Consider the following 24,708-nt stretch of genomic DNA (forward strand, 5'->3'; position numbering starts at 1 on the left):
AGCTCTACCTTCCTATCGTCTCCCTCGCGCGCTGGACCAGCCCGCGCAACTCGTCGAGACTGTATTCGCCGAAGGCACCCTCGTCGCCGGCGATGAAGCTTGGGGTACCCATAAGGCCCATGTGATCGGCCAGCATGTGGCTGTTGGTGATATGGCGCTCGATCTGATCAGCCGCCATGTCGCGTTCCAACCGGGCGGTGTCCAGGCCGACCTCGCGGGCGGTCCGCATCGTGGCCTCTTCGGATACGCGGCCCCGCGTGCGGAACAGCGCGGTATGAAACTGCCAATATTTGCTCTGTTGCAACGAGGCCAGCGAGGCACGCGCTGCGAATTCGGAATCCTCGCCGAAGACCGGCCATTCACGGAACACCACCCGCAGGTCCGGGTCAGATAAGATCAGCCGGTGCATCGGCTCGACCATCTTGCGGCAGAATGGGCAATTGTAGTCGAAGAACTCGGTCAGGGTGATGTCGCCCTGCGCGTTGCCCAGGACTGGCGCGGTCGGATCGCGTTCCAGCGATTTGCGCAGTTCCTGGGGCATCGGGTTGGCGCGGTCCTGCGCAAGGGCGGTTCCGCCCAAGACCGGAATCGCCAGCAGGCTGGCGCCGGCAAGGACCAGGTGACGTCGTTGCATGTTTTCTCCTTCATGTTCGGCAGCGGGGGGGCCGGTTGCGGCGGAGGCCTTCCCCCGCCGCGCCTGTTTCAGATGATCCGCACCTGGGTGCCGACCGGGCACAGCTCGAACAGCTCGGCGATCTTCTCGTTGTAGAGCCCGATGCAGCCATCCGAGGACAGCCGTCCGATCTTGCGGGTGTCGTGGGTGCCGTGGATCAGATAGGCGGGCCAGGACAGATACATCGCATGGCTGCCAAGGGGGTTCGCCGGATCGCCGTCCGCCACCGGCTTCCAGTCGGGGTAACGTTCCATCTGCGAGGCGGTGGGGGTCCAGCTTGGTCCCTCTTTCTTGCGCGTGATCTCGGTATAGCCGCGCTTGGTCAACTCGTCCGAGATCGGGACCGAGGTCGGGTAGGTCCGGTAGATCGTTTCGTCCGCGCTCCAGTAGTGCAGTGCGCGCGAGGTGGTGTCGGCGACGATGGCGCCTTTGCCCAGTTCGTCGAAATGATCGCGCCAGTCCTGCATGGTGAAACTACTGATATTGTGGCGTGGGCCTTCCTGCGCCCGCAGGATCGACGGCATTGCCAAGCCGCCAACTGCGATCACGCCCAGTCCCAAAGCGCGGCGACGGTTGATGTCGCTCATCTTGCTGCTCCTTTCGTTGCATGCGGGATCACATCCCGCGAATCCCTGCTGCCGCTTCCGGCTTAAGGCAGGCTTAAGGCGGGTTTCACGACGCTTCCCGCGCCTCGGCGATGGCCGTGCGCAGGCGGGTCTCGTCCAGCGCACCAGGATAGATCCGGGCGCCGATGATGAAGGCGGGCGTGCCCTGCAAGCCCAGTTCGGCGGCTTGCCGGGAATTGCGCGCCAGCAGCCCGTCCCATTTGCCGCGCTCAGCGCGATAGGCCGCCAGCGCCGCATCGGTGTCGATACCGCCATCCCGCAGCACCTGCCGGACCTGGTCCTCGGTCAGCCGCGCCTCGGTCGCCATCAGTGCCTCGTGGGCCTGTTCGTAGCTGCCCATCGAGACCGCCCCAAGGACAAGCTGGCTGGCCAGAACCGAGGGTGCGCCGAAGATCGGCCAGTCCTTCATCACCAGCCTGATGTCGCCCTCTTCGGCGACTATATCGATCAGCATCGAATGGCCCATCTTGCAGTAGGGGCATTGATAGTCGAAATATTCCACGATGGTCAGCGCGCCCTCGGGATTGCCCAGGGCCGGGTTGTCGGGATCGTGCAGAACGTCGTCGATGGTCATGGCGCTGTCATCGCCGCGGCTGCCGGGGCGCAGCGTGATGAAAGCCCCGCCGGCGATAGCTGCAAGGCCAAGCCCGGCGGAAACGCCCAGAACGTCGCGTCGGGTGATGCTCATGTCGTTCCTCCTGTCTGATCGGTGGCAGTCATGGCGGGCTGTGGCATCGGCTGGCCCGACGGCACAGTGCCCTTGCCGGATTCTGCCTCGCTCAGCACGATCACCTTGGTCATGCTGCCGGTCTGTCCGGCCAGATGAATGATGTCCTGGTTGAACAGCCGGATGCAGCCCGCCGAGGTCGCCTGCCCGATCGAGGCCGGGTCCATCGTGCCGTGGATGCGGTAATAGGTGTCGCCCCGGCCGTTGTGCAGATAGAGCGCGCGGGCGCCCATCGGGTTGTCGATGCCGCCTTCCAGCCCTGCCTCCACCGGGCCGTAAAGCTCTGGCTGGGTCGCGAACATGTTGTCGGTGGGCTTCCAGCTTGGCCAGTCGCGCTGATAGGGGATATGCGCCACACCCGTGAAGCCGTAGCCCGCCGCGCCCACCGCCACCGCATAACGCATCGCCTTGTTGCCGCGCTGCACCTGATAGAGATAGCGCGCATGGGGATCGACGATGATCGTGCCGGGTTTCTCATCGCTCCAGTAATCCACCACCTGCCGGGTCTTGTCCCCGATCAACAGGTGGGGATCTATGGCGGGAATGTGGTGGCCGTTGTCGTCTACCGCGCCATACATCGCAGCAACCTCGGGGCTGACGGCGGGCGGGGGCGGGTCGGCGGGGGCCGCCGGTTCGGTCGAGGCGCAGGCCGCCAGCGTCAGCAGCGCCGCACCCGCCAATGAGGTTCGTATCGGGTTCATCTTCACTCTCCTGTCGCTTGCGCGATCATCCGGGTCAGGGCCGCGCGAGAGATCTCGCCCGTATGCGCCGCGACCATCCGGCCCTTCGCATCAAAAACCAGTGTCGCGGGCAGGCCGATGGCGTCCAGTTCCGCCATCAGCCGGTTGCGCGGATCGCGGATCATGCCCTCGGCGGGCAGGCCCTCGGCCTCCAGGAAGGCCAGGACCTGTCCGGCATCCTCGCCCTGGTTGGCAAAGACGAAATCGACTCCGGGTATATTGGCGGCCAGTTCGGTCATCATCGGCATCTCGCGACGACAGGGCGGGCACCATGTCGCCCAGAGGTTCAGCACCACTGCCCGGTGGCGCCCGGCCAGTTGCACCGCGCCGCCGTCCAGCGCGATCAATTGCATGGGCGGCAGCGTGACCGCCGGGCGCATCAGCGCGGCGGTCACGGCCAGATGCGCGGCCAGCGCCGCCACGCCGCCAAGCGCCAGCGGCAGAGCTACGCCCCGCGCCTTGCGCAGCAGCGCCGTCAGCAGGACGGCAATGCCTCCCGCCCAGCCCGCAGTGGGCAGAAACCCACCCTGCCAAAGCTTCAGCGTGTCCAGCGGATGCGCGGCGAAGGCGGGCCAGTTCGCAGCGACGAAGCCCACGCGCGCGGCGGCGATCCAGGCCAGCACGGCGAATCCCGCCCATCGCGCCGCATCGCTCTTTTGCAGCCGCGCCATGATCTCGGCCACGGCGAAGAACGAGAGCAGGCCCACCACTGCCGCAAAGCGCGCCCCGTCGAAGACCAGCGGCCCGATCGAGATCGCATTCATGGGCTGACCTTGCCGATCGAGGCCAGCAGCGCCGCGCTGTCCAGATCGCCGACCAAGCGGCTGCCCGCAGCCTCGGCGCGGGCGGCATCGAGGAAGATCATCGTCGGCGGCCCGGCGGCGGCCAGATCCCGCATCAGCGCCTGCGCCTCGGCATCGAAGGTGCTGACGTCCAGCTTGATCGCCGCCATGTCGGCCAGCGCGGCATGAACAGCCGGGTCAGCCAGCGGACCGCGCTCGATGGCGCGGCAGGTCACGCACCAGTCGGCGGTGACATAAAGCAGCGCTGGCTCGCCTCCCGCAGATGCCAGCGCCCGGTCCAGCCCCTCGCGGGTGGTGACCTCGGCGAATTGCGCCTCAGAGGCCGGCGCGGTGGCCGTGGACCCCGCCAGTGGCGCCAGCGGGCGCAGCGGATCATGCGCCCCAAGCGCCGCGCCGAAACCCTGCACCAGCCCGGTAAACAGCAGCAGCACCCCCAGCGCAGCGCCAAGACGGCGGTTGCGGGAAGCAGCGCCGTCCAGCCGGTCCAGCGCGCCCAGGAATACCGCCGCACTGATCAGCAGCGCGGCCCAGAGCGCCAGCGTGACCGGACCCGGCAGCACCCGCCCGGCCAGCCAGATCGCAAAGCCCAGGAAGATCACCCCGAAAGCGCGCTTCGCGCCCTCCATCCAGCCGCCGCTGCGGGGCAGGATCGCCGGACCGAAGATTCCGATGCCCAGCAGCGGCAGCCCCTGCCCCAACCCCAGCGCGAACAGCGCCGCCGCCCCCAGCATCACGTCGCCGGTCTGCGCGATATAAAGCAACGCCCCGGCCAGCGGCGCGGTCACGCAGGGCCCGACGATCAGCGCCGAGGTGAAGCCAAGCACCATCGCGCCACTGAGCGAACCGCGCTTGCCCGCCACCCGGCCAAGGCGGTTTTGCAGGGCCTGCGGCATCTGCAATTCGTAAAAGCCGAACATCGACAGGGCGAGCAGCACGAAGATGGCGGCGATGATCCCGATGGCCATGGGCGATTGCAGCACCATCTGCAAATTCGCCCCCGACCATGCCGCAGCGATGCCCAGCAGCCCGAAGGCGGCGGCCATCGCCAGCACATAGGCGCCCGTCAGGGCCAGACCGCGCCGGGCGGTGAGGCTCCCGCCCTGCCCAGCCAGCATTCCGGCGACGATGGGGAGCATCGGAAAGACGCAAGGGGTAAAGGCCAGCAGCAGCCCGAAGCCGAAAAAGCCCGCGATCACCAGCGCCCCGCCGCCGCGCGCGGCCAGCCCCTGAACCAGCCCCTGATCCTGCGCCAGCAACAGCCTGGACGAGGTGCCGACCGCTTCGCCGGCCTCTCGGGAACTTGCAGCTTGGGGGCTCCAACCCGGCGCGCTGGCGGCGGCGTCATCCGCCAGCACCGTGCCATCGCCGTCCAGCCTTGCGCTTTGTGGCGCATAGCAGATCCCGTCCTGCTGACAGCCCTGCCAATGCAGGGTGACCGGCTGGCCCGTATTCTCAAGCCTTGCGGTGACCTCCTCGCGATAGATCTGGCCTTCGCCGAAATAGGGGTCCTCGTAACTCTCGCCCTCGGGCAGGGACAGCGGCAGGCTCTGGCCGCCCGCCTCCGCCGCGAATGTGCTGCGATAGAGGTAATAGCCCTCGGCGATGCGCCAATTCAGGATCAGCACGCCATCCTCACCTTGACTTACGCTCAGGGCAAAGGCGTCCTCGGGTTGCAGGGGTTGCGCCTGCGCCACCGTCAGGAAACCGGCAAGCAGCAACAGGGCAGAGATCAGGGAAGCAAACATTCTCGTCATCATGCCGGGCTGGCTAGAGACGCCACCTTAAGCCCAGCTTAAGCTTGATAGACGAAAGCGTGATCGATGAGGTCAAAAGGGACACGCCATGCGCCTGCTGATTGTCGAGGACGACCCGGTCCTGTCCGATGGAATCTCCGTCGGGCTGGGCCTGTCGGGCTTCACCGCCGATGCGGTGGGCACGCTGGCCGATGCCCGCGCGGCGCTGGCGACCGGCGGCTTCGCGGGGGTCGTCCTGGACATCATGCTGCCCGACGGCTCGGGGCTGGACCTGCTGGCCGAACTGCGCGCGGCAGGCGAGCGATTGCCGGTCCTGCTGCTGACCGCCCGCGACCGGGTGCGCGACCGGGTCTCGGGGCTGGACGCGGGGGCGGACGACTACCTGGGCAAGCCCTTCGATCTGGAGGAACTCGCCGCCCGTATCCGCGCCATGCTGCGTCGGCAGGAAGGCCGCGCGGCGGCGGTGATCGAATGGAACGGGCTGCGGCTGGATCCGGCGACGCAGACCGGGCGCATCGGGCCCCACGAATTGCGCTTTTCGCGCCGCGAATTCGCCGTCCTGCATGCGCTGGCCGAGCATCCGGGCCGTATCCTGTCCAAGGCGCAACTGGAAGAACGCCTCTATGGCTGGCAGGAGGATGTCGAAAGCAATACCGTCGAGGTCCATATCCACCACCTGCGCGCCAAGCTGGGCCGCGACTTCATCCAGACCCTGCGCGGGGCAGGATATCGGCTGGCGGAGGGAGGTCCATGAGTTCGATCCGCAAGCGGCTGCTCATCATCCTGCTGGCCGGGACCGGAGCGATCTGGCTCTGCGCCGTCATCTGGATCCAGCATTCGACCCGTACCGAGGTCGGCCAAGTGCTGGACCGCCGCTTGCAGGAATCGGCGCAGATGGTGGCTTCGCTGATCCGGCGCAATGGCGGCATCGCCGGGCCGGACGCCACCGCCTTGGTGGGTGACGCCCCCGCCCTGCCCGATACCGGCCGCCACGACTATGCCCGTCAGCTGATCTGTCAGGTCTGGGGCTTCGACGGCCAGCTGAAAAGCGAATCCGCCGGCGCGCCGTCCGGACAGCTTGCCGATCAGGCGGGCTTTACCGAACGCGAGGTCGATGGCGAGGTCTGGCGCGTCTATACCCATGTCGATGCGGATCTGGGCATCCGCGTCATGGTCGGCGATGCGCGTTCGGTGCGCGACCGGCTGGTGAATGGCGTGGCGATGGGGTTGCTGGCCCCGGCTCTGCTGATCCTGCCGCTGCTGGCGGCGCTGATCTGGCTGGCGGTGCGCAGCGGGCTGGCGCCCATGGACCGGCTGGCGCAGGCGCTGGCCCGCCGCCCGGCAACCGACCTTGGCCCGCTTGAGGCCCGCGCGCCCTCGGAACTGCGCCCGATGATCGAGGCGCTGAACGGCCTCTTCCACCGCGTCGAGGGGCTGCGCGAGCGCGAGCGCAGCTTCACCGCCTTTGCCGCGCATGAGTTGAAAACCCCGCTGGCCGGTCTCAAGACCCAGGCGCAGATCGCGACGCTGGCCCCCGATACCGCAACGCGCGAGCATGCGCTGGCGCAGATCGCGCAGGGCGTCGACCGCACCGACCGCATGGTGCGCCAGCTTCTGGACATGACCGCGACCGAGAACCCCATCGACAACACCGCCCCGACCGAAGACGGCGCAAAGATCCTCGCCGATGTGGCCGACGCGCTTGGCAGGCTGGCCGGATCGCGCGGCGTCACCCTGCACCTGGAAACCGGCGGCGCCGAATGGCGCAGCACGCAGGCGGCCCTGCTGGCCCCGGCGCTGCGCAACCTGCTGGAAAACGCCATCCTCGCCTCGCCCGCAGGTGCCACCGTCGAGGCGCGGCTGACGCGCGACGAAGGCAGTGTCCGTTTCAGCGTTCTGGATCGCGGTCCCGGTATCGCCGAGACCGACCGTCCACATGTCACCGAACGCTTCTATCGCGGCGCGGCCAGCCCTGCAGGCGGTGGGAGCGGGCTGGGCCTCTCCATCGTTGCCGCCGCCGTCACGGCAATGGGCGGGGAATTGCGCCTGTCGCGCCGCGAGGGCGGCGGCGAACAGGCGGAAATCATCCTGCCAGGTGGGGCGCAACCGTCACCTTCGTAACGACAGGGCTGGCTGTTCGGACCGGCAATATTCCGGGAGAGGCGGCGACGAACGGAGCCGCCCGACTTCAAGCACGGATATATTGCCACCCGGCGGCCTGCCGTTCTGCCAGATGCAGAACCGCCGCAGGCACCGTCTTCAGGCCAGCCGGAGCCTCCAGATCCTTGTTGCGCAGGGTATTGCCGCAAAGCCTGACAAGGCTGTCGGTCGCAGGATCGCGTAGATTGCGCGCCGCGACGACCTTCGCCTCCAGATCGGCGATGCCCGAGGCCTTCTCGGCATGGGCAGCCGGGCGCGGCGCTTGCGCGGCAGGGGCAGCCCGACGGAACCGAGGACCTCCTTACAGCCGGCGGGCAGATCATCCCCTGCGCAGGCGAAAGCCTGGCCATCATGCCGCCCGGCGCATCAGCCATCCACCTGCCCAAGGGCGGGCGCATTGTCCGCATCTTCACCTCGCGCGTCACGGATCTGGCGGCGCTGGCGGTGAACGCAAGGGATCATGCCGGCCAGCCCGACAGCGACGTGGCCCCGCTGAGTGACTGGCCCTCGCCGCCCGACGGGTTCCGCATCCGGGTCCATGATCTTGCGCGCCACCTGGCGGTCGATGGTCCACGCATCCAGCCAAGGGTGTTCCGCTGCACCAACCTGATGGTGAACGTCTTCGCGCCCTGGCACGACCGGCGCTATCCCGCCTCGCTCAGCCCGCATTGGCACGAGAATTTCGAGCAGGCATCGCTGGGATTGCAGGGCCATTTCCTCCACCATATCGGCTACCCTTGGGGCAGCGATTCCACCCGCTGGCAAGCGAACGAGCATATCGCCTGCGCCAGTCCCTCGGTCGCGATCATCCCGCCCCCCGCCATCCATACGACGCAGGACGTGGGCTAGCATTACAGTTGCGTTTTCAGTTTGATATGTGCCTGTCTGGCTGCGGCCTGTTGCGCCCTTCGCCACATCGACCATGCGATGATGTGTGCGGGCTGGATTTGGCGCTGTGCCATGCGATTGGCGATGCGGCGGATTTCCTGGACAGACCATCGGATCAGGGGTGGCGATGGGGCCTGCGCATCGTTTTTGGGGGCGACGCGGCATTGGCATGATGGCGGATGACGGCCATCATGGCGAAGGCCAGCATGACCAGGGAGACATGGCGGTGCCAGCCGTGCCACGAGCGCGTCTCGTTGTGGTCGAGGCCAAGCTCGTTCTTGGCGGCCTCGAAACTGTCCTCGATCGCCCATCGGTGACCCTCGATCCGCACCAGTGTTTCCATGGGTGTGCCCTGAGGGCACCAGGTCGAGAAGAAAGCCAGATCGCCGTCAGAGATATTGCGGCGGATCAGCAGACCTCGGGTCCAGAGCCCGCCAAAATCCGCGTCGAAATCCGCGGCATCGAGATCGGCCAGTTCGATATAGGTCCAGTCATGGAGCCGTTCGCCCTTGGTTCCTGCGCCAGCCGACAAGCGCTGCCAGGCATCCGGAGGCACATTGTTGGCAATGTCTTTTGCCGTCCCTGCAATGGCATAGGGCTTGCCCCAGGAGTTGAACGCATGTTTGGCGCTGACACCCAGCACATATCCCTTGCCGGCACCATCTCGATATCGCCGACCCCATAGACGCTGTCCGCCGCTACCCAGGAAAACGGCACCCCTGCTGTGACCGCCAAATAAACCCAGCCCTCGCGCGTGCAGACATAAGTGATGTCACCTGCCCACTTCTGGTTTGGCCCGCTCGCCGAGAAGTCCTGTTGCAGGAGATTCGGCGCGATATTGAAGGCGTGATCGCTGTCGGTCGTGCGCTTGAACTTGCGGCTGCGAACGATGCGAATGCCGTTCTGGCGCATCAGACGGCCCACGCGGCGCTGGCCGACCCGCAGGCCAAGCTCGTTCAGCTCCTCGGTCATGCGCGGCCTGCCATAGCTGCCCAGGCTCAAGCGGTGTTGCTCGCGAATATGGGCAAGGATGACCATGTCGCGTCGCTGGCGGATTGACGGGGGCCTGTGCCGCCATGCACGCAGCCCGCGATCCGTCACGCCCATCAACTGGCACAAACGGCTGAGAGGAAGGGCACCACGATAGCTCGCAATGAACTGAAACCTCATGGCTTTTGCGCCGCGAAGAACTGAGCTGCCTTTTTTAGCACCTCCCTCTCCTCCCGAAGAATGCGGTTCTCTTTGCGCAACCGCTCATTCTCGCGGAGAAGATCGCCATCACCTTCTGGCGCCTTCGCTTCTTCGGAAATCGCCCGGATCCACTTGCCGAGCGTCGAAAGCCCGACCCCAAGATCAGACGCAACCTGACGCCGTGTCAGACCACTGGTGAGCGCAATGCGAACCGCATCCCGCTTGAACTCGTCACTGTGTATCGCTGCCATATTCGGTCTCCATTTTGGCGAGCATCGCTCTCTGAAGACCGGAACGGAACCGGTGCAGGTCCAGATCTGGCCGAGTAGGTCGCTACCTGCAAGATGTCCGACGTGAACCCGGTCAACTATCTCGCCGCCACCCTGCGCGCCATCCTCGACGGTCACCCGCAAAGCGGTATCGAAGACCTCATGCCATGGCGCTGCAACCAGCCGTCAAGCCTCGCAGCATAGGGCCGCAACGTCGCGCTTACAGAAAAGGCGCGTCGAGGCGCGACCGACCGCATAGCCCCGTCGGAGCGTCGGGTGGGTCGGCCGAGACCGGCGAAGCCCTCGGATGCCGCGGCGCGGCATGTTGCTCGGAGCCCTTAGCGGACGGTCGGCACCGTCACTTGGTCCAATAGCTGGAGATCAGGATTGTTCGCCAAATAGTCGCCAAGTCTTGCGTCCTCGGCGTAGCGCGGCTGTTCGTCTAGAATGTTGTAATCCCCTCCCAACTCCTGACGCAAAAGCACAAGCAGCCGATCCACATCAGCATTGAACTGATCGCAAAGAGCCTGTGACCAAAGGCTTGGATCGGGCGGATACAACGGGTTGAGATAGCAGGAATGCTGGAAATCGAGTTGATCCCTGAGACGATGAACGGTTTCCGAGAGCCGCAGCTTGGAAGACGATAGTGCGAATCCGTGTAACCCGAAAGATCCGGCATCAAGCGGTCCGACACCCAGACTCGCGCACGTTTCTGCATCACCCGCCCACAGGCAGCCGCCAGCGCCGTAATCGAAGAAAAACCTGAGGGCGCCTTTTGTCATGTCGAGAGGTTACGCGTTTGGCAGACGGCAGGAAAGTCCGCAGAGCTGCCTCCCAATCGCGGATTTTTCTGCGGTACAGTTGAGCGACTGCTTCGGCGGATGCGACTCTGCGGCATTTGTCGTCGGCAACCGACCGCTGTGGGCCGACATTTCGACCACGCCGCCGCGTGTTCGCGACCGAGATCGGACAGCCGGAACTGACGCCCGCCGCAAGGTGACTGCTGGCCTCGCCGATTTCGCGCAGCGAATACTGGCAAATACGGGAAGAAACTGTAACATGAACTGGCCTGTTGATGTCGCGATGTCGCAGCACTCGAAAATATTGGAAGGAGTTCTGGTGCGTTACGTATCAGACAACCGCGCGTAATGCCCGACCCCAGCCGAAGACCCGCAGAGGACGATAATCCGCCCTGTTGGGCGCATCGCTCCTCTGCAACTGAACAGATACAGCCTGCGCCGGTGAATATGTCGGATATGTCTGCGGTGCCGGGAATCCGGCACCGCAGTAGCCTCCCTCATATTTCGCACCGTGGTTTTGCGATGTGCGCCGGTCCTGTCATCGGCGCGCGGCAGAGTGTGCTGCATTCCGATGCCTCCCTCTTCCTCACGCGTAATGTAGGGCTGCCGGCAGACTCCGGCGCGCGACCTTTAACTACGAGACGACATCCCTCATGATCGAAGCTCTCTTACTTTTGCTCGCAGGCCTGGTGGTGGTCCTCGTGATCATTGCGGCCGGCGCCTATTTCGTGGCCCAGGAATTCGCCTATATGGCGGTGGACCGAACCCGCCTTGCCGCACAGGCGGCGCAAGGGGATGTCGCGGCCAAGCGGGCGTTGGCCGTGACCAAGCGCACCAGTTTCATGCTGTCGGGCGCGCAGCTCGGCATCACGGTGACGGGGCTGATGGTCGGCTATGTGGCCGAGCCGATGGTGGGCCGGGCGCTTGGTGTGCTCCTCGGCGGGGTCGGTGTTCCACAAGCGGTGGGTGTCAGCGTTGGCACAATGCTGGCACTGCTGTTCGCGACCATCGTCCAGATGATCCTCGGCGAGTTGTATCCCAAGAACCTCGCCATTGCGAATTCCGAGCCGATGGCCAAAAGGCTGGCCGTATCGACGACGGCCTATCTGAAGATCTTTGGTTGGCTTATCACCTTCTTCGACAAGGCCGCCAACCTGTTCCTCAGGCTCTTGCGGATCGAACCGGTGCATGACCTCGACGTCAGCGCCTCAGCCAAAGACTTGCCGCATATTATCGCGGAATCTCGCGACAGCGGTGATTTGCCGGTTGAGCTCTCGCTGATGATGGACCGCATCCTCGATTTCCCGCAGCGCGATGTCGAACACGCCACGGTGCCGCGCGCGCAGGCCGACTGGGTCGATCCCGACACCACCATCGCCGAGTTGCGCAAGATGATGGCGCATGGCCACACCCGCTATCCGGTCATCGACGATGATGATGTGCCGATTGGCATCGTGCATCTTGCCGATATTCTGCCGCAGATCCGGGCGGGCGATCTGGGGGCGCCAGCCACCTCGGTGATGCGGCCGGTCTCCATCGTGCCGACGCTGATGCCGCTACCTGCGGCGCTCGATGTGCTGATCAAATCCGGCAACAAGATGGTCTGTGTGATCGATGAATATGGTGGTTTCTCGGGGGTTCTGACCATCGAGGACATCGCCATGGAAGTGGTGGGCGAGATCACCGACGAATTCGACAGAAACGCGATTGTACCCCTGCGCGAGGAAGCCGATGGCGTCTGGATCATGGAGGGCGACGTGCATCTTGATGAGCTCGAGCGGGCGGTGAACCACGACCTGCCGCGTGGCGATTTCGAGACGATCTCGGGCCTGCTGATCGCCCAGCTTGGCCGCCTGCCGACCAAGGCCGACACGATCCTGATCGAACTGCCGACCGACGGCGCAGATATCGTGTCCGAAGACCCGGCGCGCCGCCAGCTTGAAGTCAATGTTCTGCGCATCGCGCGCTATGTGCCGACCCTCGTGCGCGTGAAACTTGTGGAAAAGCAGGAGCAGGACCAATGACCGATCCGCTCGTTGTAACGCTGGCGACGATTGCGCTGATCATACTCAGTGCGTTTTTCGTCATCATCGAATTCGCCCTGCTGGGTGCACGCAGGCACCGGCTGGAAGAACTGGCCCCGAACAACGCTTCGGCGCGGGCGGCGCTTCGTGGGATGAACGACCTGACGCTGATGCTGGCGGGCGCGCAGCTTGGCATCACCATCTGCACCTTCGCGCTTGGGGCGGTCACCAAACCAGCAGTGCATCACGCGCTCGGGCCGCTGTTTCTGGAATGGGGCGTTCCGGTCTGGGCGGCGGAGGGGTCTTCCTTCTTCCTGTCGCTGCTGGTCGTGACCTTCCTGCATCTGGTGGTGGGCGAGATGGCCCCGAAATCCTGGGCCATCGCCAATCCAGAACGCTCCGCGATGGCGATCGGCATCCTTGCACGCGCCTATATCTGGCCGTTGCGACCGCTCTTGCACTGGATCAACGTGATCGCCAACCGACTGGTGCGCGCAAGCGGTGTTGAGCCGGTCGAGAGCGCGGCCGTCGGCGGACAGGACGCGGCGACCATCCGTCAGCTTGTCGAACACTCGGCCGAGGTCGGCACGCTGGAGCCGGGCCTGCGCGGCCAGCTTTCCGGGCTGATCGACCTTGGCACCATGCCGGTCGAAAGCATCATTGCGGCGGGCCATACCGTGACCACCGTGCAACCCGGTGCCAGCGTGGCCGAAGTGCGCGACATCGCCTCGAAAACCACGCATATGCGGCTGTTGCTGGGGGGTGAGGGCACGCCGCGGGTGATCCATGTCCGCGACCTGCTGCTCAAGGACGAAACCGCCCTGGCCGAAAGCCTTGCCCGTCCCGCCTTTGTCCTTAAGGCTAAGACTCCGATCTACGAGGCTCTGGCTAGCATGCGCGCAGCCAGCGTGCAGATCGCCGTGGTGACGGATGGGAGCCGGATCACCGGCGTGGTGACGCTGGCCGACATCCTGAGGCGGGTCCTGCCGATATCGCCCAAACCTGAGCCGCGCGGACTCGCATGACGTCAGGGGCCTGGCCACAGCGACTATAGGGGTTCATGCGGGCTTACTGCCTGTGACTGCCTTTTGCGGGTACCTGCCCAGGGCTAGGGTCGAGAAGACCGAGGCCCGCTCCTACATGCGGCTGCTGTCTGGCAATGCGGAGGGCACGGCATGAGCGACGCCCCGGAAATCCTGCTTGCCCATCACCTCAAGGCGCTGAAACTGCCGACCTTACTGCGAGAACACCAGAAACTGGCCCGGCAATGTGCGGCGGAAGGCGTGGACCATGTCCTATATCTCGCCCGGCTCGTCGAACTGGAACTGATCGACCGGGAGCGGCGGATGGTCGAGCGGCGCATCAAGGCCGCCAGGTTCCCGGCCGTCAAAAGCCTGGACAGCTTCGACTTCGCGGCCATCCCGAAGCTCAACAAGATGCAGGTGCTGGAACTGGCCCGCTGCGAATGGATCGAGCGGCGCGAGAACATTATTGCCCTCGGCCCCAGTGGCACGGGCAAGACGCACATCTCCCTCGGCCTTGGTCTGGCCGCCTGCCAGAAGGGCCTTTCCGTCGGCTTCACCACCGCCGCGGCTCTGGTCAGCGAAATGATGGAGCCCCGCGATGAGCGCCGCCTGCTGCGCTTCCAGAAGCAGATGGCCGGATACAAACTCCTCATCATCGATGAACTCGGCTTCGTGCCGCTGTCGAAGACCGGCGCTGACAAAGACCATGCCGGTAAAGGTATCCTTGCGCAGCATGGATGATACCAGCGACGCCAACCCGTCATGACTCTTCCTGCAGTCGACGGGCCTGGTCGCGACCATGATCCTCACCCGGTTCGACGGGAACATCATGGGCTGGTCGCCAAAGCACGCACGACCGAGGCAATCCGATCCGCCGTGGCCCCGGCTTCCAGGCGGGTCACCACCGCGCCCGCGATGATCTCCGGCCGGGCCTCGCCACCAACATCAGCGCGCGGCGCATCCTCGGTGGAGCCGACCATCAGCGCCGCAAATTCCACCGGATCCTCCGGCGCGGGTAGGACCAACCGCCCTTTCCGCGCCAGCGTCCGCCACGACGAAACATGGTTCGCGCACACCCCGTGCCGGCGCGCCACTTCGTTCTCCGTTGCGCCCGGCAGCAGCGTTTCTGACACGCAGAACATAACCACTGGATGGGTCAGATCTCGGTGACAATGCCGGGTCAATTCTCGGTGGCAATCAACAGTCATGGCCACCATGCGATGGACATCCTGACAGGCTTCGAGGGCATTTTGCAGGTCGATGGATATACCGGCTATGACGCCTTGGCCGAACCAAAGCGCATGGGCGGCATGCCTCTGACGCTGGCCTATTGCTGGGCCCATTCCCGGCGCAAGCTGCATGACATCTATCAGAAGGACGGTTCCGAGATCGCCGCCGAAGGCCTGCGCCGTATCGCCCAGATCTATGAGCTGTCAACTACGGCGTAAATTCACGCGACGGGGTGGCGCAAAATTGGCCAGTTAGCGGCGCAAGCACGGAGCGCCGGGAGTTCGTAGCCCGACCAGATCCTGCTGCTTGTAGCGGATGGTTGCGCAAATATCTCGTCAAAGCGTTGGGCGAGGGCGGGACCGCTCACAGCAGACGAATTTCTCTTACAGAGCTTCAGATCGCACCTGATCGCAAGTCATGCCAAAAAGGCCGACCGGTGATTGAAACCATTATCTGAAACAATCGCAGTATTCGCGCGGTCGTCACGTCCTCGCGAAAAGCCACGCATCGCGATATTCCGGTGATCAGCCGGCAACCGTTCATTGTCGGCTGCCGACCAAGGAATTTATCGAACTGTTTGAACCTGCTCAGTTGTCAAGACGCCGAACTCATTACCCCAGCTATTACGGATAAAGGTGCTGATCTCGGCGATATCATTATCGTTAAGCTGGCTGCCGAAGGAGGGCATATATCCAAAGCCGTGGACTATAGAGTTTGCAACGAACTGGATATCGTCAAGTTGCTTGTTACCAGCCAGAACAGCTCCGGCCCCTCCGCCTCCCGCGGGTCCATGGCACATGGCGCAAGAGTCTGCGTATTTGGGTGCCCCCAATGCAGCAACCTCCGCGATATTTGAATCCTCGGTGACTGATACGTCCGCCTCACCGGTTGTGACGGCGGCGCTTTCCGGGCGCTCATCGCTTCGTGTCGCCGGATCCTCCCATTCTTGTGGCGCGTCAGTCGATGATGACGCCAGTTGCGCCTCATCCACGGTAATAGGCGCTTCAGCAAATCTGGTAACGTTCCCATCATCGCCATAGGTGAAGGTCAAAATTGCACCGGGGTTGTGTAGCACCGAAGTATTAAGCCCTTGCCCGTATTTCTGTGATGCCGAACCGAATGCGTCAGTAGCAATAAAGACTGTGCGATTATCCGGCCCGACAATAACGTCACGATAACGATTCTGGGTGGATAGCCAAGCTATGGGCGCACTGGCAGCCTCCGTTCCGTCCTCGGACAGAGGTTGAACATAAAGCGCACCATGTTTGAGCGTCGGGATCAGCACGGAATTATCCCATTCTGCTATCCCGTCTTCACTGGCTTCGTAATAATAAACCGAAGATGGCGCGATGGTGGGATCGCAAATATAACCGCATATCTCGCCGATCGGATAGCCATCCTCGACAGTCCAATACGTCGCGACTGGTTCAATTATTTCTCCGTCGAAATCACTTTCTGGAAATTGAGGAACGGTATCAGGGACGGGAATCGCATTGACGTTCACGTCGTCCGGCGCCTCGCTCCAATTGACATAAAGATAGGCGGAATCATCCATCTTGCCGGCAACCCACGGCCAGCCATAGTTGCCGCCCGCCTCGATGATGTTCAATTCATCGTCAGTGGCCGGGCCATGTTCGGTTTCATAAAGCTTGCCGTTCGAACCAAAAGCCAGCCCTTGAGGGTTTCGGTGACCATAGCTGTAAACGTGACTGCGCACACCCACGAGCTCGGGGTTATCGTCAGGGATGGTCCCATCCAGATTAAGGCGAAGTATCTTTCCCGAATAGGTCCGCCAATTGCTATCGTCAACTTCCTCTTGCGTGGGAAGCGTCGATGCCAAGTTCTCGCGGCGTTGATTACGGCCGAAGTTCGCGCCCTGGTCGCCTATCGAGTAATACAACATATTGTCCGGGCCAAAAACGACCCGACCGGCATTATGATCGTTCCACGCGGGCAGCCCCTCGATCAGAATTACTGGGTCCACAAGTTGCTGAAGCTGTTCATCATAGCTGTAGCGCACAATCTGCGCCGTGGGGTCTGGATCATCAGCAGAGCCATTGTTGATCGTATAGCTAAGATAGACATGATCATTGTCCTGTCCCTGCATCAGTTCGGGATGTAGAGCCATACCCAACAGTCCCTCGTGCTGCGGTCCGATATAAACACCGTCAATGGCCAGCAATACTTGCTGCGCGCCGGTCGTAGGGTCAACCCGTGTCACCTCGCCGCTCGTGCGCTCTGTCACCCAGATCATGTCATCCGGTCCCCACCGCATCGCCCACGGATTGCTTAGGCCGGAGGACAGTACCCGCGAGGAGAACAATGCGTTATCGCCTGTCTCAACTTCACTTGGCACCACCTGCGAAACCGCTGGCGCACTGAACAGCATCGACATGGCGGCAACACTGACCCCAACCATTACGGCTGATCTTGCTTTGCTTACATCGTCCACGCTGCGTCCTTTCCGATGCTTTGACGGCCAAAAAGCGCTCAGCAAGTTCATGCGCTCGTCGAACTGTAACGTATCTCGGTGGGCCCGGTTCCAACCCCGCCAAAGGTCGGGTGCCGATCCACCTTGTTCTTGTTTGCCGCGTTTCCGTCCTTAGATTAACCCCATGTGGGATCTGGTTCTCAAGCATGCCGCTGTCGTTCAGGCCCTCGTGGGTCTGCTTACCGCGCTTGTCTGGATAATCTACCTGCACATGTTCGTATCCGGTATGCGGCGTCAGCGAAGGACCGAGATCTTGATTACGCTCGGCGGCGATTGGGGACTGCAAGGCCGGATCATCATCAGCAATCTGGGGTTGGAACCGATTTATGTCCTCGATGTCTTGCTCAAGAACTGCGTAGACGAGCAAGAGACGACGATATCTGTCACGGACCGGGCAGAACTGCATCCGTCGGACCATCCCTCGCTGGAACTTGCGACATTGCAGCGGCCTTTGAAAAGCGGCGAGCATGTAGAAATCGGTTCGCTTGACGAACTGCTGGAGCGCGCCTCTCGGCACGGGGCATTCGATCGCAACGATTCCGAGCTTTCTCATATCGAGATTACCGTGGCTGCCGTAACTGCAGCGGCATCGAGCATTGTCGGGGCACGACGCGTATTTCGGGTGCAGCTTGCTGACGGATTGGCTCAGATGCGGCCGACGTCTCTGTGGGCAGAACAGATCCGCAGCGGACGCGGCAAACGCGACATTGTGAAACAGTTGACCGGTAATCTGTAAAGACGGTCTGCACAGCCCGAGCCATGCGAAGGAATGGCGCAACCGGGCGGCTTTGATGATGGCGTGGATGGGCCCCCGACGGCATCGTAATGTGCCAACGTGATGTTGGTTGAAGGTGACATGCCCCCCGGTCGTCCCTCGTTCATAACGAGAGTCCTTGGGGTTGTGCCCTGCTCCCCGGATTTGGACCGCCGCGCTCTGGAGTTTCGCGGCTGTGCTCACGGGGGCGGGCTGGAGGCGCCACCGGGAATGTGCAGGTCGATCGGCACGTTGTAACCGATCGCGCCGTGAGGTCTGACCTCGTTGTAGTCTCTGCGCCAAGCCTCCATCTTTTCGCGGGCATCTGCAAGATCCATGAACCAGTGGGCGTTCAGGCATTCCGCCCGCAGCTTACTGTTGAACGCTTCGAGAAGCCGTTGTCGGTGGGCTTGCCGGGTCGGGAAAAGTCCAGCGTGACGTCGTTGGCATAGGCCCAGAGATCCAAGTCGCGGGAGATGAACTCGGTGCCGTTGTCGACCCTGATCGTCTGCGGATAGCCAACCTGCCGACAGACCCGCTCCAGGGTCTGAACCACGTCCTCGCCCCGGTAAGCAAACCGTGGATCCGTCGCCGGGCAATAGCGGGAATGGATATCCACGATGGTCAGAATCCGCAGCTTCTTGCCCAAAGCGAGCTGATCATGGACAAAGTCCATCGCCCAGACCTCATTCGGCCCCGTCGCCTCTTGGCGGTCCTCGCGCAGCTTCGCCTTCACGCGGCGCTTCGGATGCTTGCTGCGCAGCTGCAAGCCCAACTCATTGTAAATTCGACGTGTCTTCTTGATGTTCACCTGCCAGCCCTCCCGCCGCAGCAGCACATGGATGCGCCGGTAGCCATAGCACACACGCGTTTCGCAGATCTCGCGGATCCGCAGTTCGAGGCCGGCCTGTCCGGTTCGACGGGACTTGTAATGATAGCTCGAAGTGTCGAACCGAAGTGCCTGGCAGGCACGCCGGATCGAGACACCCCAATCGACCAAAAGCCCGTCGACAAGCTTGCGCATCCGCACAGGCCTCAGAGCTTTCGGCGGATCACGTCCTGCAGCATCTCGCGGTCTAAAGTCAGGTCTGCCACGATCTTCTTCAGTCGTGAATTCTCGTCCTCGAGCGCCTTCAGTCGACGCATCTCGTCGGGCAGCAAACCGCCATAGCGCTTCTTCCAATTGAAATAGGTTGCCTGGCTGATCCCCGCCTTGCGGCAGATCTCCGCAACCGTGCATGGGCGATGGCCTTCACCCGCAGCGGGTTCGCGATGACGACCCGCGCCACGAAAGGTGCCAGAAGTCTGACGGTGGCCGCGGTATTGCCGGTCGCTTCCAGAACGACCTTGTCATCTGAACGCAGGGCCTGCCCGAAGGCCACCACCGCATCATGATCAAGATCGATCCTGATCTCTGTCGTCTTTCCACCCTCAAGAATCGCGACCTGCGCGAAGCTTCGGTGGACATCCATTCCAATGGATCGCATGCAAAATCCTCCCTGTTGCCGATGGGGAGTGCGCGGGCTGTGCGACATCTACGGATACGCGCTCGCAGCGCAGACGGGATAGTCGCAGGGGCGGCCAGGGTTTTGTTGCGCAAAAGGCTGACGGGATTCAACTTGTGAATCCAGCGTGCTAGCAGGGAGCATGAGCAACTGGACCCCGACGAGATACAAGACTACGAACTGGTCGTCCTATTATTCTGCCCTGAAGCGACGTGGCTCGCTGACCATCTGGTTTGATCCGTCGATGATCTGGTCGCCGCCTCCGAGCGGCAAACGAGGCCGCCAGCAAGCTTACAGCGATGCGGCCATCCAGGCTTGCCTGACGCTGAAAGTGCAGTTTGGCATGCCTTTGCGGCAGGTGACGGGCTTTGTCGAAAGTCTGCTCGGTCTGGCGGGGCTGGACTGGGCGGTTCCGGATTACAGCACGCTATGCCGCCGTCAAAAGACCCTGACGGTGGATATTCCCTATCGGGGTGGCAACGGCCCGTTACACCTGCTGATCGACAGCACCGGCATCAAGGCGGAGGGCGAAGGCGAGTGGAATGCCCGCAAGCACGGTGGCACCAAGCGGCGCATCTGGCGCAAGGTTCACATCGCGGTCGATGAGGAAACGCTGGAGGTGCGGGCCGTCGAGGGGACCGGAAGTCATGTCGGCGATGCGCCGATGTTACCGGAATTGCTCGACCAGATCCCATCCGATGAGGACATCGGCTCCGTGACCGGTGACGGAGCTTTTGATACCCGCAAGTGCCATGATGCGATTGCGGATCGAGGGGCAGAGGCGATCATCCCGCCGCGCAAGAATGCCCAACCCTGGAAGCCGACAACTGCCGGCGCGTGCGCCCGCAACGAAATCCTCCGGGCCGTCAAATACCTCGGCCCTACGATCTGGCGACGATGGAGCGGGTACCACCGCCGAAGCCGCATCGAGGCAAAGATGCATTGTGTAAAACGTCTGGGTCAGAGCCTCATGGCGCGGGACTTCGACCGGCAGGTCGCGGAGATCCAAATCCGCTGCGCCGTCATGAACCGTTACACAGCTCTCGGCACGCCCATTACAATGGCCGCAGGATAAGTCTGTCCGGGGAAAGGGGAGTTATATCCAAAGCACCTTTTGCGCAACATGTATAACCGCCCCTTGCGCAAGAGGGTTTTGGAGCAATTTGGCGCGGTGTCGGGTGCTGACATGTATCCGGCCTCGTGATGCGGCCATAGTCATGCCGCGGGCCCGCATGGTGTTCGCGGGTCGGAACCAAATCAAAGCCGCGTGCTCGATGGCACTCTGTTGCGCTCTGGTTTTCCGACCTTGTCTTGCGACCGTTGCGCCAAGTTGCTCTCAGCCCTCCTCCGCTCCGACGACCTCGCGACCGCTGACGGACTTTACGCCGCCATGGCCGGAGCCCGGTAGACCTCTCCGCTCTTCATCAACGCCCAGACGATCCGCGCCATCTTGTTGGCCAAGGCCACGCGCACCAGCATCGGCGGCTTGCGCTCCAGCATCCTTGCCAGCCAGGTGCCGGCGCGCGCTGACGCATGACTATGGCGCTTGATGATGACACTGTTGGCGCCGATGATCAGCAACCGGCGTAGGGAACGCTCACCCATCTTCGTCGTGGCTCCCAGCCGTTGCTTTCCGCCCGTCGAATGCTGCCTGGGCGTGAGCCCAAGCCATGCCGCGAAGTCTCGGCCCTTCCGGAACGCTTCCGGCGGCGGAGCCAGTGTGGCGATGGCCGTGGCGATCAACGGGCCGATGCCCGGGATCGTCATTAGGCGCCGGGCGACTTCATCGGTCTTGGCGCGCCGGTCGATCTCGGCATCCAAGGTCTCGATCTGACCGTCGAGCTGGACAAGCGTTTCAGTCAGGACCGTCAGGGATGCCCGCGCCGTGGCGGGCAGGCCCGATTCTTCATCCGCGACGAGGGCAACCAGGCGCCGGGCATTCGTCGCACCCTGTGGCACGACCCAGCCATACTCGGTGAGATGTCCGCGGAGCGCGTTGATGGCCTGGGTACGCTGCCGGATGAGCAACTCCCGGACGCGGAAGACGCTGGCCGCTCCTTGCGTTTCCTCGCTCTTCACGGGAACAAAGCGCATGTTCGGTCTTTGCGCCGCCTCGCAGATCGCCTCGGCATCCGCCGCATCATTTTTTTGCCGCTTGATGAAGGGCTTCACATAAGCGGGCGGGATGAGCTTGATGTCGTGGCCGAGCTTGGCCAGCTCCCGACCCCAGAAATGCGCGCCACCGCAGGCCTCCATCGCCACCAGGCAGGGCGGCAACTTGGCGAAGAACTCAAACACCTGAGCCCGTCTGAGCTTCTTGCGTAAGACAGCACTGCCTTTGCTGTCAGCACCGTGGACCTGGAACACATTCTTCGCCAGATCCAGTCCGACCGTGATAATCTCCGACATGACCGCCTCCCAATACGGATTGTTGCGATCCCACCTTGGCACGTCGATGCCGTCGGGGGGCGGTTACAGCATCAAAGCCTTCCAGAAGCATTGTCTCGTCCGCCGGCGCAGGGTTCTGTCGAACGTGGTTCACGGCATGCTGTCCGAACCGGGAAGCTGGCGCGGCTTTGCCCATTGCCTCGCGCCCGACGCGTGGCGGCGCGCCGCGCTGGATGCGCTGGCGGATGTGAACCTTGCCGACCGCGCCAACGCGCGTGCGGACGCACTGTCGGGCGGCCAGCAGCAGCGTGTCGCTATCGCCCGCGCGCTGGTCCGTCGCCCGCAACTTCTGATCGCAGACGAACCCGCCGCCAGCCTCGATCCGGTATCCGGCCATGACGTGATGGCATTGTTCACACGTCTGTGCGCCGGACATGACATCACCATGCTGTTCACCTCGCACGACATGGCGCATGTGCGCGACCATGCGGACCGCATCGTCGCCATGAAGGCGGGCAGGATCCTGTTCGACAAACCCTCGGCCACCACTACCGATGCCGACCTGGAGGAGACGTTCCGTGTCGAGACCCGCTGAGCTTCCTTCGCGGCTGCCGCGCCTGTCGCCGCTGTCTTTTGCACTCACCATCGGTGTCGTCGCACTAGTGCTGGTGTCCATCGGTCAGGTCGCTCCCTCGGTCGGACAGATGACCGAAGGTGTGCCGAACCTTGTCAGCCTCGTCTCGCGCATGATGCCGCCGAATACCGATCCGGCTTTCCTGCAACGCATCTTCTGGCGCATTCTCGAGACGTTCCAGATCGCGCTGGCTGGGGCGGTGATCGGCATTGCGATCAGCCTTCCGATCGCCTGGATCTCGGCGCGGGGTATCGGGCCATTCGGCAATATTGGTGCGTTCCTGACCCGGGCTTTCGTCTCGTTCCTGCGCACTGTGCCCGATCTGGTCTGGGCGCTTCTGTTCGTGGCGACGGTCGGCCTGGGTGCCGTCGCGGGCACGATGACCATCGTTGTCGACACCATCGGCTTTTGCGGCCGCTTCTTCGCCGAGGCGATGGAGGACAGCGACAAGGAACCGCAGGAGGCGATCTCGGCCATCGGCGGACATCGCCTGTCGATTCTGCTCGGCGCCATCATACCGGACGTGATGCCGTCGCTGATCAACTCTTCCCTGTTCGCGCTGGAAAAGGCCGTGCGCTCGTCCGTGGTCCTCGGCCTCGTCGGCGCGGGGGGCATCGGGCAGGAACTCAAGGTCGCCTTCGACATGTTCCAGTATCGCAATGCCTCAACGATCATCCTCGTGATCTTCGTGATCGTACTGGGAATGGAGCGGCTGACCGACCGACTGCGCCGGAAGCTGAAGTGATTAAAGGGTTGGGGACCGGTGTGCTCGTGGACGCCCGTGTGCACGATCCGGTGCACATAGTTGCCGGCAAGTGGATCAGGTCGGGATCAAGCCTATCCCGCGGCACGATCTCCTCGACCCTGGCCACGCAGGCACGCCCGCACATCGTGGCGGGCGGCTTGAAGTGGCAGGCGGCTGCGGGTCTGGCGGCAGATCGAGACCTGGTTGTCCGACCGCAGCGTCGCGCCCTGCCCCGTGGATCTGCCGCCCGGACTGATCGCCTCGGCCACCAATCCCGGCTGTCTTGTCCTGTCGGACGCCCTTGCGTCGCCCCCGACCCGGGCATGGATCGCGGCCTTTCTGAAGGCCGGTTCCGAGGCCGACCATGGCTGAGCCGGCGCTGCTGTTCGTCGATACCTGCGCGCCCCGCGCCTATGACAGTCTCGGGACCGGCCTGCACGGGTTGGGCGGCACCGAGGCCACGATCCTGCGCGTGGCTTTCGGGCTGGCGCCGGACATGGCAATCTCCATCGCCCAATCCCGCCGGACCGAGGCCGTGACGCGGCAAGGGGTCGATTTCCTTCCCTGGCCCGGCCACGTGACAGGCAGGGCGATTGTGGTCATCAATTCCTGGAAGCTGGCTGTGAAACTGCGGCGGCGGCATCCGCACAGGCGGGTGGCGCTGTGGCTGCATGTCTTCCCGGGCAGGCACAACCGCGCCATGGGGGCGGAGCTGGCCGAGGCGGGGGTCGAGGGAATCGCCGTCTCGCACAGTCATCACCGTTGGCTTTGCTGCTTTTTTGCTCCGGCAGCGCCGCCTGTCGGGGTGCTTTACAATCCCGTCGCCGACGCGCTGACCCCCGATGCGACGCCCCGCGACCCCGATCTGCTGCTGTTCGCCAGCGCGCCCCATAAGGGTCTGGATCACGTGATCGCGCGCTTTGCCCTTCTGCGCCAAGAGATTCCTTCGCTGCGGCTGGAGATCGCCGATCCAGGCTATCTGCACTGGCATTCGAGGCATTACGCGACGGACAATCTGCGGTGGCTGGGGATATTGGATCAGGATCGCCTGATTGGGTACTACCGCCGCGCGCTTCTGTGGTTGCCGCCCATTGTGCAAGGCCTCTTCTCTTGGGGCAGGTGATCGAGTGCGGTCTTCTGTCAGGCCTGTATGTGCGGCAATTTTCAGAAGCCGCTGGCCGGGATGGTGATCAGCGAAGCGGGTCCACATCTGTGTCTCGAGCTCGATTGCTCGCAGTTGCTATCTGGTTTTCCCGATCCGGATCGTTTCGATCTTTTGCC

The 24,708-nt window shown here is 63.4% G+C and carries 23 protein-coding genes and 5 pseudogenes; 14 read left to right on the top strand and 14 right to left on the bottom strand.

The annotated features are described in order from the left end of the window. Positions 1-4: 4 nt before the first annotated feature. The 6 genes from JHW40_RS02775 to dsbD form a co-directional block, all read right to left on the bottom strand. Positions 5-634, bottom strand: coding sequence for a DsbA family protein (locus JHW40_RS02775; RefSeq protein ID WP_090616643.1), 630 nt, complete (start codon positions 632-634; stop codon positions 5-7). Between the two features lie 68 nt (positions 635-702). Beyond that, the gene (locus tag JHW40_RS02780) at positions 703-1,260 is read right to left on the bottom strand and encodes a L,D-transpeptidase (protein WP_090616641.1); all 558 of its coding nucleotides are present in this window, start codon (positions 1,258-1,260) and stop codon (positions 703-705) included. Positions 1,261-1,345: 85 nt separating this feature from the next. Further along, positions 1,346-1,987: a DsbA family protein gene (locus JHW40_RS02785; protein ID WP_090616639.1), complete on the bottom strand. Its 642-nt coding sequence runs from the start codon at positions 1,985-1,987 to the stop codon at positions 1,346-1,348. Further along, positions 1,984-2,727: a L,D-transpeptidase gene (locus JHW40_RS02790; RefSeq protein WP_244519328.1), complete on the bottom strand. Its 744-nt coding sequence runs from the start codon at positions 2,725-2,727 to the stop codon at positions 1,984-1,986. Before JHW40_RS02790 ends, JHW40_RS02785 begins: the two co-directional genes overlap by 4 nt. A gap of 2 nt (positions 2,728-2,729) precedes the next feature. After that, on the bottom strand, positions 2,730-3,530 hold the full coding sequence (locus JHW40_RS02795; protein WP_090616635.1) for a TlpA disulfide reductase family protein: 801 nt from the start codon (positions 3,528-3,530) through the stop codon (positions 2,730-2,732). Further along, on the bottom strand, positions 3,527-5,314 hold the full coding sequence (dsbD, locus tag JHW40_RS02800; RefSeq protein WP_090616633.1) for a protein-disulfide reductase DsbD: 1,788 nt from the start codon (positions 5,312-5,314) through the stop codon (positions 3,527-3,529). The genes JHW40_RS02795 and dsbD overlap by 4 nt, the downstream gene beginning before the upstream one ends. 97 nt (positions 5,315-5,411) lie before the next feature. Between dsbD and JHW40_RS02805 the strand changes: the two genes are divergently transcribed. The 3 genes from JHW40_RS02805 to JHW40_RS02815 all read left to right on the top strand — a co-directional run bounded on the left by JHW40_RS02805 (position 5,412) and on the right by JHW40_RS02815 (position 8,332). Next, positions 5,412-6,077, top strand: coding sequence for a winged helix-turn-helix domain-containing protein (locus JHW40_RS02805; RefSeq protein WP_090616630.1), 666 nt, complete (start codon positions 5,412-5,414; stop codon positions 6,075-6,077). Further along, complete coding sequence (locus JHW40_RS02810; RefSeq protein WP_090616628.1) at positions 6,074-7,444, top strand: ATP-binding protein; 1,371 nt, start codon at positions 6,074-6,076, stop codon at positions 7,442-7,444. The genes JHW40_RS02805 and JHW40_RS02810 overlap by 4 nt, the downstream gene beginning before the upstream one ends. Before the next feature lie 390 nt (positions 7,445-7,834). Continuing rightward, positions 7,835-8,332, top strand: coding sequence for a hypothetical protein (locus JHW40_RS02815; protein ID WP_090616626.1), 498 nt, complete (start codon positions 7,835-7,837; stop codon positions 8,330-8,332). A 154-nt stretch (positions 8,333-8,486) separates the two neighbouring features. On the opposite strand, the pseudogene JHW40_RS02820 reads toward JHW40_RS02815, so the two are convergent. Then, positions 8,487-9,813 (bottom strand): annotated as a pseudogene (locus tag JHW40_RS02820) (IS3 family transposase). A 93-nt stretch (positions 9,814-9,906) separates the two neighbouring features. Between JHW40_RS02820 and JHW40_RS02825 the strand changes: the two are divergent. Further along, on the top strand, positions 9,907-10,035 hold the full coding sequence (locus JHW40_RS02825; protein WP_272849037.1) for a transposase domain-containing protein: 129 nt from the start codon (positions 9,907-9,909) through the stop codon (positions 10,033-10,035). Between the two features lie 134 nt (positions 10,036-10,169). Here JHW40_RS02825 and JHW40_RS02830 read toward each other — a convergent pair whose 3' ends face one another. Next, a complete protein-coding gene (locus JHW40_RS02830) occupies positions 10,170-10,613 on the bottom strand; it encodes a hypothetical protein (protein ID WP_139208243.1) in 444 nt (147 codons plus the stop codon). Between the two features lie 671 nt (positions 10,614-11,284). Between JHW40_RS02830 and JHW40_RS02835 the strand changes: the two genes are divergently transcribed. The 3 genes and pseudogenes from JHW40_RS02835 to istB form a co-directional block, all read left to right on the top strand. Then, positions 11,285-12,655 (top strand): hemolysin family protein, encoded by a 1,371-nt coding sequence (locus JHW40_RS02835; RefSeq protein ID WP_090616624.1) that lies wholly within the window; start codon positions 11,285-11,287, stop codon positions 12,653-12,655. Then, positions 12,652-13,680, top strand: a complete 1,029-nt coding sequence (locus JHW40_RS02840) for a CNNM domain-containing protein (protein ID WP_090616622.1) — start codon at positions 12,652-12,654, stop codon at positions 13,678-13,680. The genes JHW40_RS02835 and JHW40_RS02840 overlap by 4 nt, the downstream gene beginning before the upstream one ends. 150 nt (positions 13,681-13,830) lie before the next feature. Then, positions 13,831-14,379, top strand: a pseudogene (istB, locus tag JHW40_RS02845) (IS21-like element ISPve1 family helper ATPase IstB); the annotation flags it as partial. 42 nt (positions 14,380-14,421) lie between these two features. On the opposite strand, the pseudogene JHW40_RS24090 reads toward istB, so the two are convergent. Both JHW40_RS24090 and JHW40_RS02850 read right to left on the bottom strand, forming a co-directional pair. Then, positions 14,422-14,511: pseudogene (locus JHW40_RS24090) on the bottom strand (hypothetical protein); the annotation flags it as partial. Beyond that, entirely contained in the window at positions 14,508-14,897 is a 390-nt protein-coding gene (locus JHW40_RS02850; protein WP_244519327.1) for a transposase, read from the bottom strand. The pseudogene JHW40_RS24090 and the gene JHW40_RS02850, both read right to left, overlap by 4 nt. Before the next feature lie 3 nt (positions 14,898-14,900). Between JHW40_RS02850 and JHW40_RS02855 the strand changes: the two genes are divergently transcribed. After that, positions 14,901-15,128: an IS66 family transposase gene (locus JHW40_RS02855; protein WP_170851931.1), complete on the top strand. Its 228-nt coding sequence runs from the start codon at positions 14,901-14,903 to the stop codon at positions 15,126-15,128. Positions 15,129-15,475: 347 nt separating this feature from the next. On the opposite strand, the gene JHW40_RS02860 is transcribed toward JHW40_RS02855, so the two are convergent. Next, positions 15,476-17,362: a glucose/sorbosone family PQQ-dependent dehydrogenase gene (locus tag JHW40_RS02860; protein ID WP_244519326.1), complete on the bottom strand. Its 1,887-nt coding sequence runs from the start codon at positions 17,360-17,362 to the stop codon at positions 15,476-15,478. A gap of 163 nt (positions 17,363-17,525) precedes the next feature. Between JHW40_RS02860 and JHW40_RS02865 the strand changes: the two genes are divergently transcribed. After that, a complete protein-coding gene (locus JHW40_RS02865) occupies positions 17,526-18,137 on the top strand; it encodes a hypothetical protein (protein WP_090616617.1) in 612 nt (203 codons plus the stop codon). Between the two features lie 218 nt (positions 18,138-18,355). Here the strand turns inward: JHW40_RS02865 and JHW40_RS02870 are convergent. Both JHW40_RS02870 and JHW40_RS02875 read right to left on the bottom strand, forming a co-directional pair. Next, positions 18,356-19,391: pseudogene (locus JHW40_RS02870) on the bottom strand (IS3 family transposase); the annotation flags it as partial. After that, positions 19,382-19,627 (bottom strand): annotated as a pseudogene (locus tag JHW40_RS02875) (hypothetical protein); the annotation flags it as partial. The pseudogenes JHW40_RS02875 and JHW40_RS02870, both read right to left, overlap by 10 nt. Before the next feature lie 175 nt (positions 19,628-19,802). Here JHW40_RS02875 and JHW40_RS02880 point away from each other — a divergent pair. After that, positions 19,803-20,735, top strand: a complete 933-nt coding sequence (locus JHW40_RS02880) for an IS5 family transposase (RefSeq protein WP_272849038.1) — start codon at positions 19,803-19,805, stop codon at positions 20,733-20,735. A 305-nt stretch (positions 20,736-21,040) separates the two neighbouring features. On the opposite strand, the gene JHW40_RS02885 is transcribed toward JHW40_RS02880, so the two are convergent. Then, on the bottom strand, positions 21,041-22,069 hold the full coding sequence (locus JHW40_RS02885; protein ID WP_090617702.1) for an IS110 family RNA-guided transposase: 1,029 nt from the start codon (positions 22,067-22,069) through the stop codon (positions 21,041-21,043). A gap of 136 nt (positions 22,070-22,205) precedes the next feature. On the opposite strand from JHW40_RS02885, the gene JHW40_RS02890 reads away from it, so the two are divergent. The 4 genes from JHW40_RS02890 (at position 22,206) to JHW40_RS02910 (ending at position 24,550) form a co-directional block, all read left to right on the top strand. Next, the gene (locus tag JHW40_RS02890; RefSeq protein ID WP_272849039.1) at positions 22,206-22,643 is read left to right on the top strand and encodes an ATP-binding cassette domain-containing protein; all 438 of its coding nucleotides are present in this window, start codon (positions 22,206-22,208) and stop codon (positions 22,641-22,643) included. Continuing rightward, a complete protein-coding gene (phnE, locus tag JHW40_RS02895; RefSeq protein WP_090617698.1) occupies positions 22,603-23,427 on the top strand; it encodes a phosphonate ABC transporter, permease protein PhnE in 825 nt (274 codons plus the stop codon). The genes JHW40_RS02890 and phnE overlap by 41 nt, the downstream gene beginning before the upstream one ends. Positions 23,428-23,631: 204 nt before the next feature. Continuing rightward, positions 23,632-23,799 (top strand): hypothetical protein, encoded by a 168-nt coding sequence (locus JHW40_RS02905; RefSeq protein WP_170851982.1) that lies wholly within the window; start codon positions 23,632-23,634, stop codon positions 23,797-23,799. Then, positions 23,792-24,550: a glycosyltransferase family protein gene (locus JHW40_RS02910; RefSeq protein WP_090617696.1), complete on the top strand. Its 759-nt coding sequence runs from the start codon at positions 23,792-23,794 to the stop codon at positions 24,548-24,550. Before JHW40_RS02905 ends, JHW40_RS02910 begins: the two co-directional genes overlap by 8 nt. The last annotated feature ends 158 nt before the right edge of the window (positions 24,551-24,708 follow it).

The organism is Paracoccus alcaliphilus (assembly GCF_028553725.1).
GTDB classification, from domain to species: domain Bacteria; phylum Pseudomonadota; class Alphaproteobacteria; order Rhodobacterales; family Rhodobacteraceae; genus Paracoccus; species Paracoccus alcaliphilus.